The sequence below is a fragment of the [Flexibacter] sp. ATCC 35208 genome (assembly GCF_001975825.1).
Lineage (GTDB): Bacteria > Bacteroidota > Bacteroidia > Chitinophagales > Chitinophagaceae > Chitinophaga.
The window spans coordinates 1-10416 of the sequence record NZ_MTKN01000113.1 but is presented as its reverse complement, the minus strand read 5'-3'; the positions used below and the strand labels follow the sequence as shown (position 1 = coordinate 10416).

Genomic DNA, 10416 nt, shown 5'->3' with positions numbered 1-10416 from the left:
GGACTTTTTCAGTGCCCTCCTTCGGGACGCCCCCTTTTTATTCAGGTACCTGATCTGATTGAGAGAATTTCCGTACATGCACTTCTCATGGCCTTCCTGTTACTTAGGATACATCCCCCTCTTTTTTATCTATTTATGATTTTAATACAGATAGTTCAATGCAATCCTGTCATTCGCATTGAAAGTACGATTCCCCACATTATTGCAGGCCAGCATCCAGCTATTGGCATCAGGTGCACTCGGGGTACCTGGTATCAGGATGGCACCTACCCCCCCAGACCCCTCATTAACAGACGTTCCTCCACAGCTAAAAGAACGATCCAGGCAATCACTATGACGGAAACCAATGCAGTGCCCAATTTCATGCTGAATAACAGAAGCCACAAACAATACATTCGGATTACTGCCAAATGCAGCAGAATTGGTATTTAAAAGAATAGAAGAATAAGGGTTCCCACTGCTGGAAGGAAAACCGGAAGAAGCATATGTAACCGATCCTCCACTTGGCCCCTGGTTAAAACCAGAAATCGTAATATCTGCAGTACCTGTAGTAATACGTACAAAAGTCAGCGATATACCCAGACTGTTAAAACGTGCGATGGCAGTATCCGTTCCTGCTACAAATGCACTACCCAAACCACTTACTTTGATCGTAATGGTACGTGGCGTGCCTGTTATCAGGTTGATGGTACGATATTGTTCTGTGCCTGCAATCCGCAAATAAGGTCCGTTAGCAGGTTTATTTAAATCAGCTTCAGAAAGGCGGATATCACCTTCTACAAGGTAATCTCCCTGAAATCTTTTTACATCTGCAGCATTAAATCCTAATGCTTCAATTTTCTGCAGAACAGCTGTTGGGATAGCTGTTTGTTGAACAGCTACTTCTTTTTTACAGGAGGTTATAATTAGAAGAAAGTACAGAAATATAAGTTTACGCATACAATAATAGTTGGGGTAAATAAAAATGAGCCGGCAGCAAATCGCTACCGGCTGCTTTGCTCATGCATCAGCTAATAAGAATATCTTTCTTACTAATTAATACAAGTAGTTTAATGCGATAACATCGTTCGCATTGAAAGTACGGTTGCCACCATTGGAGCAGGACAGCATCCATGAATTTGCATCAGCACCGGTTGGAGTACCTGGAATCCAGATAGCACCTACAGAAGAAGCACCTTCGTTGGTAGCAGTACCACCACAGCTGTAAGAACGATCGAAGTAATCAGTATGACGGAAACCAATACAGTGACCAATTTCATGCTGAATTACAGAACCTACATACAGTACATTAGGATTGCTGCCATATGCCTGTGAGTTAGTGTTCATCAGGATAGAGCTATATGGATTACCGCTGCTGGTTGGGAAACCAGAAGAACCCAGGGTGATATAACCACCGCTTGGACCCTGGTTGAAACCAGAGATAGTAATGTTTGCAGTACCACTGGTAATGCGGGAGAAAGTGATGCCCAGGCCCAGAGCATTGTAACGTGCAATAGCAGTATCAGTACCTGCTACATAAGCGCTACCCAGACTGCTGGCAACCAGGATCTTAATAGTACGAGGAGTACCTGTTACCAGGTTAGTAGTGCGATATTGCTCTGAACTTGCTACACGCAGTACGGGACCAGTATATTTACTGTTCAGATCTGCTTCAGTCAGGCGGATATCACCCTCCACTATGTAATCATCGCCGAACTTGTGTACATCAGCGGAGCTGAAGCCCAGCGCTTCGATTTTTGCGAGGGTTTCAGTAGGGATAGCATCAGGCTTAGTGCTGCTTACGTTATCTTTTTTACAGGACACAATTGCTACAGCGATGCCTGCTGCCAGACACAATAAGGCGTTGAATGAATGTTTACGCATACATTTAGATTTGGGTTTGGGTTTCAGGAAAATGAAGATATTATTAGCTGATTCGCTGATGAGAAATGGACGTATTTATCATCAGTAAATACAGCTAACGACAGATAATTGCTCGTGTTTACAGTTGCTGCACATTACGTGCATCATGAACGTTTAAATTGTTACTGTTGATACATAATTTTTAGTGCTCATAAAGTGATGCGGGTGAAAGAAACGGTATGGCTAGATCCGCGTCCTCTCCGGGTTTTCAATGACTATTTGATTCCTTTGGTTAACGCCAGTACATGACTGTATACTTCATCTCTGGTATCAATTGCCTCGACGTTTAGATTTTAGTTGCTCGGGTCCAATATTACAACTTTCCACGAAACCAAAAAAAATTTTTCTTCCCTTGTTTATCAAAGTTATGAATGAATTACATTAGTTTTATTTGAAGCAAAGAGCAACCTGTCAACCCAAAATCTTTATGAGAGCAACCCTTGTATTGTTACACTTATTAGTATGCCAATCATTATCAGCAGGCGCACAGGAGTTATCGGACCAGGTAGCTGCACGATACGCCAGTAGCGACGTTGCAGAGTCTCAGTCGCGTAAACATACAGGGTATTACCTCGTAAAGTTCCGTGAATATCCCGGTGAATCACTGCATGATTATGGTGTAGTAAAATCATTGAGTCAATTGCATTTTATACTAAAGAAGACAAATTTCGATAGTAGTTTGCAGAAGAAGGTGGTGTATACCTATAATGCAAATGATAACTGGAAAGCGAGTACGAATTTGCTTCACACATTGTCACTGAGAGACAGTATACATTTACTGAGAGACAATATCAAGTCATTGAGAGACACTACTAACTCACTGAGAGACCATTTAAATTTACAGAAAGACAGTATCAATTTAATTGTGACCTCATCAGCCCTCCCTGCATATTGTCGCATCCTACGCCACTATGGACAATCTTACACTGTTTCTATTAACACAAAAGACTGGTCTTCCTTTATAGCACAACCTTTTATTTCTTTTGCCGATGTACAACGCAAAGCATCCCCGGAACAAAGAATTAATTCAGCGGATATCTCTGCGAATGCAATCAATACTGCACAACAGGCTTACCCTGCGATAAAAGGAAGTGACATTACAGTATCATTAAAAGAAGATTTATTCGATACAACTGATCTTGATTTAGTAGGAAGGTTTTTATATAATGAGAATGCTTCAGTAAACTTTTCTTCGCATGCTACTATTATGGCGACGATGATAGCAGGTGCGGGCAATACCGGTGAAAAGGGCATGGGGGCCGCACCGCAGGCATTGTTATGTCCGGCTGACTATAATTATAGCTTACTGCCTGAGGATAGCAGTTATATGCGTGCATATCATGTCTCTATTCAGAACCATTCTTATGGTACAGGTATAGAAAATTACTATGGTGCAGAAGCTGTAGCATTTGATGAGCAGGTGTATAATACAGATACTGTGCTGCATGTATTCTCTTCGGGTAATATAGGTACAGATGCAGATTCTACAGGCATTTATCAAAACATGACCGGGTTTGCAAATCTGACGGGCACATTCAAACAGGCAAAGAATGTATTAGTAGTGGGCGCCACAGACGATTCATTGCATGTGCCATCTATCAGTTCAAAAGGCCCTGCATATGATGGACGTATCAAACCTGAGTTAGTAGCATTTGGAATAGATGGTTCTTCAGGATCAGCGGCATTGTGTAGCGGTACAGCGGCGTTACTACAACAGGCGTATAAGCAGGTGTATTATACCATGCCTTCGGCAGCACTGATCAAAGCGATATTGATCAATAGTGCAGCCCGCAATAGCAATAGCAATAGCAATGGATATAGCAGCGGTATCAGCTATAGCAGTGGATATGGAAGTTTACATGCATTACATGCAATACAGACATTAGCAGAAAATCATTTTTTAAAAGGCACTGACAATGGTACTTTCTCTATACAGGTACCCACAGGTATACAGGAGTTAAAAGTCACCCTCTGCTGGAATGATCCTCCTGCCGAAGCAAATGCCGTCAGTGCATTGGTGAATGACCTGGACTTAACTGTAAATACCGGTAGTAGTAAATATCTTCCATGGGTACTGTCTACAGCACCTGTATCAGATTCCTTATCTGCTGCACCACATCGTTCCCGTGATAGTCTGAATAATGTAGAACAGGTCACTATTGATATACCTGCCGCAGGCACGTATCAGATACAAGTGGCTGCGCATCATTTAAACGTACCAAATCAGGCTTTTTATATTGCTTATGACTATATACCTGAAAATAACTTTGAATGGCAAAATCCGGGCGCTAAAGAGGTAATAGTAGCAGGTAACCCTGTCCCCTTTCCATTACGATGGCATTCGAATGTAACAGGCAAAGGAGATATTTCATGCAGCTATGATAAAGGCGCAACCTGGCAATCCATCGCAACACAATTGAATACTGCTACCGGTCTATATTACTGGACCATTCCTGACACTTTTAGTACTGCTTTATTAAAATACACCACCACTGATACCTCCTTTATCAGCGATACATTTTATCTCTCTCCCCGCCTTACCTTACAAACAGGTTATGACTGCGGAGACAGTGCGATGATCTTCTGGAATACATTACAAAATGCCGGTGCTTATCAACTCTATAATATGGGCAGCACCTATCTCCTGCCTTACACACAAACAGTGGATACTTTTTTGACATTGACTGCTTCAGGTAATTCAGCCTTTTATGCAGTAAGTCCATTGCACTCAGAAGGCTGGGCTGGCTTGAAAAGCTACGCCACCAATTATCAGTTACAAGGTACAGGTTGTTATTTCAAAAGCTTACTGGCGAATGAAACAACAACTAAAAATATATCCCTTGTATTAACGCTGGGCACTACCTGGCATATCAGTGAACTGTATTGGCAACGGCTCTCCGGCAATGATTATGTATCCATTGGTAACAGCACAGTTACCAATGCGACCAGTTATACATTTGAAGATGAAAATGCACATGAAGGATTACTCTATTACAGGGTCAGACTCGTCACTGATAACGGTACAGATCTTTACTCAGACCCGGTACCTGTATACCTGCTGAGGCAACATGACCACCTGATATTTCCAAACCCTGCCACCAACCTGGTGAATGTAGTCAACAAAAGCATGAGCAATATGCAGCTGCAACTGTTTGATATGAGTGGAAGACTGATACTGACTAAAACCCTATCCAGCCTGCAGGAAACGGTATCCGTCGAACAATTACAGCCGGGTGTCTATAACTGCGTATTATATGATGAGGGGAAAAAAGTATTTTCCACCAAGCTGGTAAAACTTTAAGTAACTGGATGGTATAATAACCTCATACCACTCGCCACTAAAAAACAAAAGTCCCGGAGTTTACCTCCGGGACCCTTAATATAGCGCTAATACTTTCTATTACAAATGTATCGCCTCACCATAAGCCACCTCAATCGCATCCTTCACTGACTCACTCATAGTCGGATGTGGATGAATTGAATCCAACACCTCCTGATAAGTAGTTTCCAGCTTACGGGCAGTCACTGTCTGCGCAATAATCTCAGTAACATTCGCACCGATCATATGCGTACCCAGCCACTCACCATACTTTGCATCAAAGATCACCTTGATAAACCCTTCAGGCGCACCAGCAGCAGTCGCCTTACCTGACGCAGAGAATGGGAACTTACCAACTTTCACTTCGTAACCAGCTTCTTTCGCTGCTTTCTCAGTATAACCTACAGAAGCAATTTCTGGTGCGCAATAAGTACAACCAGGAATGTTCATATAATCAATAGGCTCAGGTTTGTGAGCATATTTCTTCTCATTATAACCGATCGCTTCGATACAAACGATACCTTCCTTAGAAGCTACGTGTGCCAATGCCTGACCAGGAACCATGTCACCAATAGCGTAAACGCCTGGTACATTTGTCTGATAATATTTGTCTACCAGTACACGACCCTTGTCGGTCTTGATACCCAGTGCTTCCAGACCCAGGTTCTCGATGTTAGCCTGAATACCAACAGCACTCAGTACAACATCTGCTTCCAGGCTGATCTCACCAGTTGCAGTTTTCACTTTCGCTTTCACGCCCTCTCCGTTTGCTTCTACAGCTTCAACAGATGCATTGGTCATGATCTCGATACCTTTCTTCTTGTAGATCTTTTCCAGTTCTTTAGAGATATCCTCGTCTTCAACCGGAACGATGCGCGGCATGAATTCAACGATAGTTACCTTAGTACCCAGGGTAGCGTAGAAATAAGCAAACTCAACGCCGATAGCGCCGGAACCTACTACGATCATGGATTTAGGCTGTTTAGGCAGCACCATAGCCTCACGGTATCCGATTACTTTCTTACCATCAATTTTCAGGTTAGGCAGTTCACGGGCACGAGCACCGGTAGCCAGTACAATGTACTTAGCGTCGTGTACTGCAGCTTTACCGTCCTTATCTGTAACTTCTACCTGACCTTTAGCTTTCAGCTTACCAGTACCCAGCAGAACATCAATTTTGTTTTTCTTCATCAGGAACTGCACACCCTTGCTCATCTTATCGGCAACACCACGGCTGCGCTTGATAACAGCATCAAAATCAGCGCTGCTTTCTCCTGCATTGATTCCATAGGCCTTGGCATGCTGTATATACTCCAATACCTGTGCAGACTTTAACAATGCCTTAGTAGGGATACAACCCCAGTTCAAGCAAATACCGCCCAGGCTCTCCCTTTCAACGATTGCCGTCTTAAATCCCAGCTGAGAAGCACGGATAGCAGCCACATATCCACCGGGGCCACTACCAATTACGATTACGTCGTATGCCATAATGCTTAATTTTAATTAAAACTTGCCAAAGGTAGTAAAAAAATGTGCAATTGCTAGTATGCTTGTAAACAGGCTTTCTCTTACATATGAAATAATATGCCCATAAATAAAAAAGCCCGGCCAAAAATAGCCAGGCTTTTCTTTTCTTCTTAATCGAAGATCCATCAATATTTTATCGCAAATCCACTACCTCTACCCCTGGATACTTCTTAGCATCAAAGCTAAATGTCGCATCCGTCAGGTTTGTATTAGGTGTGAAATTGGTAATCTCGTATGTATAACGATTTCCATTCTTCTCAAACATTTTCATCCTCGAAATGTTCTGGTTCTTCTTGTCAATTGACACAATTACCTTAAAAACATTCTTAGACTTGTCTGTAGGTGTCATCTCTATATTCTGATATACCTTACCCTTCTCTGTTGTTTCTGCATCCAAACGGTACAAATAATCCTTATCGTAGAAGTTAGTAAACAACTTAGCAGGTGTAAGCTGTGTGCTACCTTGATCTACATTATTGATTGTCACTTCATTAGCATCTTTCTGGTAAGTCCAGCTAGTCTTGTTATCGCTAATAATCTCCTGACCTTCCAGGTTTACTTTATACTTGCTGCCTTTTACATATACAGTTCCCTTCTTGGAATCTGTCACGCTGTTGTTGCCACCTTCTACTTTCAATACGAAGTTAGCTACAACAGTCTTGAAAGTTGAAAACTTCTTGCTAACATTATCCAGGATCACCTTTGCTTTCGGATCATTCGCACCCAGGCTACCTGTTTTTGTCTGAGCCATGCCGCTCATTGCTACACTCCCTGCCAACATGCTCATGAATAAAATTTTCCTCATTACGGTAAGTTTTTTTATTGTTGTAGTAGTAAAAACAAATGTTATGCCGGGACGGTCCCGGATTGTTAAGATTGTGCCAAAAAGGCGGAAAATACAATTAAAATCCCCCTCCCAAATCATTCAATATCATTTCCAGATCGGTCTCCGTCTTCACATTCACCTCCCTCGCCTTACTCCCCAGATTCGGTCCCACAATACCTGCAGCTTCCAGCTGATCCATCAATCTGCCCGCTCTATTATAGCCCAGTTTCATCCTGCGCTGCAACAAAGATGTAGACCCCTGCTGGTTTTGCACAATCACCCTGGCAGCTTCTTCAAATAACGGATCCCTGTCCTGCAAATTCACTTCCTTTCCATCCATCTCCTTCTCATCCACATATTCAGGCAAAAGATACGCCTCCGGATAAGATCGTTGTTTCCCAATAAACTCTGCCACTCTTTCTACCTCAGGTGTATCGACAAATGCACATTGCAAACGCACCAGATCACCGCCTAACGACACCAGCATATCCCCCTGACCAATCAACTGCTCTGCACCACCAATATCAAGAATTGTACGGGAGTCAATCTTGCTCGACACCTTGAAAGCAATACGAGCCGGGAAGTTCGCCTTGATTGTACCTGTGATAATGTTCACTGATGGACGCTGGGTAGCAATGATCAGGTGAATACCCACCGCACGTGCCAACTGAGCCAGACGTGCTATCGGCATTTCCACTTCTTTACCCGCTGTCATAATCAGATCCGCAAACTCATCAATCACCAGTACCACAAATGGCAGATAACGATGTCCCCTTTGCGGGTTCAGCCTGCGCTGTACGAATTTATTATTATACTCACGGATGTTACGGGTACCCGCCTCTTTCAGCAGGTCATACCGCAGGTCCATTTCTATACACAAGGCATTCAGGGTATGAATTACCTTTTTTGTATCGGTAATAATAGCATCCTCTTCGCCCGGCAACTTGGCAAGGAAATGCTTCTCAATCAGTTTATAAAGGGAGAGCTCCACTTTCTTCGGGTCTACCAGAATAAACTTCAGCTGAGAAGGATGCTTTTTATACAAAAGTGAAACCAGCAAGGTATTAATACCCACCGATTTACCCTGACCGGTAGCACCCGCCATCAACAAGTGAGGCATTTTGGCCAGATCGGCAATAAAGTTTTCGTTGTCGATCTTCTTACCGATTGCGATCGGAAGGTCCATATTGCTCTGCTGGAACTTCTCAGATGCCAGCAGGTTACGCAGCGACACCATGCTCTTTTTCACATTCGGCACTTCAATACCGATAGTACCTTTACCAGGAATCGGCGCAATAATTCGGATACCCAATGCTGACAAACTCAGGGCAATATCGTCTTCCAGGTTCTTGATACGGGAGATACGTACGCCGGCTGCCGGTACTATTTCGTACAGGGTAACTGTCGGCCCTACGGTCGCACTGATCTTCTGGATGGAAATATCATAGTTCTTAAGGGTGCTGATAATCTGGTCTTTGTTTCTGTCCAGTTCTGTAGCATCCTGCACGACCTTTTCTGTATTGTGGTTATCAAGCAGCTCAAGTGGCGGATGTTTGTAATCGCGAAGGTCAAGGGAAGGATCGTATGGATCCAGCTGAGCAGCTTCGCCCACTGTACCAGTGGCTTCTGCCAGCACTTCATCTGGTTCGTCTTTACTTGGCTTCACTTCCCACGCTACATCTAAAGGTGCGTTGCTCTTTTTATTATTGCGGGCATCGGTTTGCTCTATAGTTTCTTCGATATACAGCAATGGACCCGCATCATCTTCTTCCTCCTCCTCCTCTTCTGTTTCTTCTTCTACTACCGGAGGCTTCACTGTCAGCGGCATATTTTTTTCTACCAGCTGCATGTCTTCCATCTCCGGTTCTTCCATCGAAGGCGCGATAATAAGACCACCTTTTTCCTTCAGTCCATTCTTACGTTTTGGATCTTTTTTCACTGGTACTTCAGACACTTCCTCATTTACGTCCACACCTTCCGGCATTCCGGCCAACTGTGGCTTGGGTGGTTTTGGTTTGCGCAATACCCATTTAAAATCCAGGTTGTACTTCCAGATACACCAGGCCAGACCAGCTACCATCAAAAGTAAAGCTGCACCGGCAGTACCCAGGAAACCAGAGATCCATTTGCTCACGCTGTCACCCATAGCCCCACCCCATGCAAAATCTGCAGCAGCAAGACCTGCTACAAATGCAGCCGTGGTGCTGATGAACAGTAAACCAAAGAGGATATATTTAACATTGCGCCATACTCTGAATACCCGGCGGCCAACGATGAAGTTGACACCGAGAATAAAGAACAGGTAGCAAAAAAGATAAGAGGCGACGCCAAATCCTTTGTAAAAAAACCAATGGGAAACAAATGCACCCAAACGACCCAGTAGATTTTCTACTTTCACCGCGTCATTATCCATCAGGAGAATGTTCGCGCTATAGCGGAATACTTTGTCCTGGTCATCCTGCCATGTGAAGAGATACGAGGTGAATGCAAGAAAACAGTAGAGGGACAATAAAAGGCATATCACACCCAGAACTTTGTGGGTGCGCTCGTCTTTTACCAGCTCCTTTACTTTTACCTCTGCTTCTTTTTCCTGCTTCAATACATTGGGGTCATTAGCACGAGGAGCCTTTTTGCTTTCTGGTTTTTCAGTTTTCAGTTTGTTCTTAGACATATTCTATTGCGCTCCAAAATTAAGGCCACAGGTTGATATATTAAGAATTTATTTTCATATATACCTGAAAATGGCGATGGTATTAGCCTGCGGCAGCAGGGAAGTTACCCTTTTTTTTAATTTGGCTTCGCCTTCAGGCGGCATGAATTGCCATAAAAACATTCATGAAAG

The 10416-nt window shown here is 43.4% G+C and carries 6 protein-coding genes; 1 reads left to right on the top strand and 5 read right to left on the bottom strand.

All coding sequences use genetic code 11. The features are described 5' to 3' along the window. Window positions 1–141 precede the first annotated feature (141 nt). Together BW716_RS33445 and BW716_RS33440 are read right to left on the bottom strand one after the other, a co-directional pair. Window positions 142–939, bottom strand: coding sequence for a M57 family metalloprotease (locus BW716_RS33445; RefSeq protein WP_083730407.1), 798 nt, complete (start codon window positions 937–939; stop codon window positions 142–144). Window positions 940–1035: 96 nt separating this feature from the next. Beyond that, window positions 1036–1863, bottom strand: coding sequence for a M57 family metalloprotease (locus BW716_RS33440; protein ID WP_083730406.1), 828 nt, complete (start codon window positions 1861–1863; stop codon window positions 1036–1038). A 466-nt stretch (window positions 1864–2329) separates the two neighbouring features. Between BW716_RS33440 and BW716_RS33435 the strand changes: the two genes are divergently transcribed. Further along, entirely contained in the window at window positions 2330–5203 is a 2874-nt protein-coding gene (locus BW716_RS33435; protein ID WP_083730405.1) for a S8 family peptidase, read from the top strand. Between the two features lie 99 nt (window positions 5204–5302). Here BW716_RS33435 and lpdA read toward each other — a convergent pair whose 3' ends face one another. From lpdA to BW716_RS33420, 3 genes are all read right to left on the bottom strand, one after another. Then, complete coding sequence (lpdA, locus tag BW716_RS33430) at window positions 5303–6709, bottom strand: dihydrolipoyl dehydrogenase (protein ID WP_083730404.1); 1407 nt, start codon at window positions 6707–6709, stop codon at window positions 5303–5305. Between the two features lie 172 nt (window positions 6710–6881). Further along, window positions 6882–7553 carry an outer membrane lipoprotein carrier protein LolA gene (locus BW716_RS33425; RefSeq protein ID WP_179091384.1) on the bottom strand — a complete coding sequence of 224 codons (672 nt, stop codon included), beginning with the start codon at window positions 7551–7553 and terminating at the stop codon, window positions 6882–6884. A gap of 97 nt (window positions 7554–7650) precedes the next feature. Then, window positions 7651–10245, bottom strand: a complete 2595-nt coding sequence (locus BW716_RS33420; protein WP_083730402.1) for a DNA translocase FtsK — start codon at window positions 10243–10245, stop codon at window positions 7651–7653. Window positions 10246–10416 lie beyond the last annotated feature (171 nt).

Bases quoted from the DNA above. Each gene is read 5' to 3' on its own strand.
- BW716_RS33445 (WP_083730407.1), bottom strand. From the start codon at position 939: ATGCGTAAACTTATATTTCTGTACTTTCTTCTAATTATAACCTCCTGT.
- BW716_RS33440 (WP_083730406.1), bottom strand. From the start codon at position 1,863: ATGCGTAAACATTCATTCAACGCCTTATTGTGTCTGGCAGCAGGCATC.
- BW716_RS33435 (WP_083730405.1), top strand. From the start codon at position 2,330: ATGAGAGCAACCCTTGTATTGTTACACTTATTAGTATGCCAATCATTA.
- lpdA (WP_083730404.1), bottom strand. From the start codon at position 6,709: ATGGCATACGACGTAATCGTAATTGGTAGTGGCCCCGGTGGATATGTG.
- BW716_RS33425 (WP_179091384.1), bottom strand. From the start codon at position 7,553: ATGAGGAAAATTTTATTCATGAGCATGTTGGCAGGGAGTGTAGCAATG.
- BW716_RS33420 (WP_083730402.1), bottom strand. From the start codon at position 10,245: ATGTCTAAGAACAAACTGAAAACTGAAAAACCAGAAAGCAAAAAGGCT.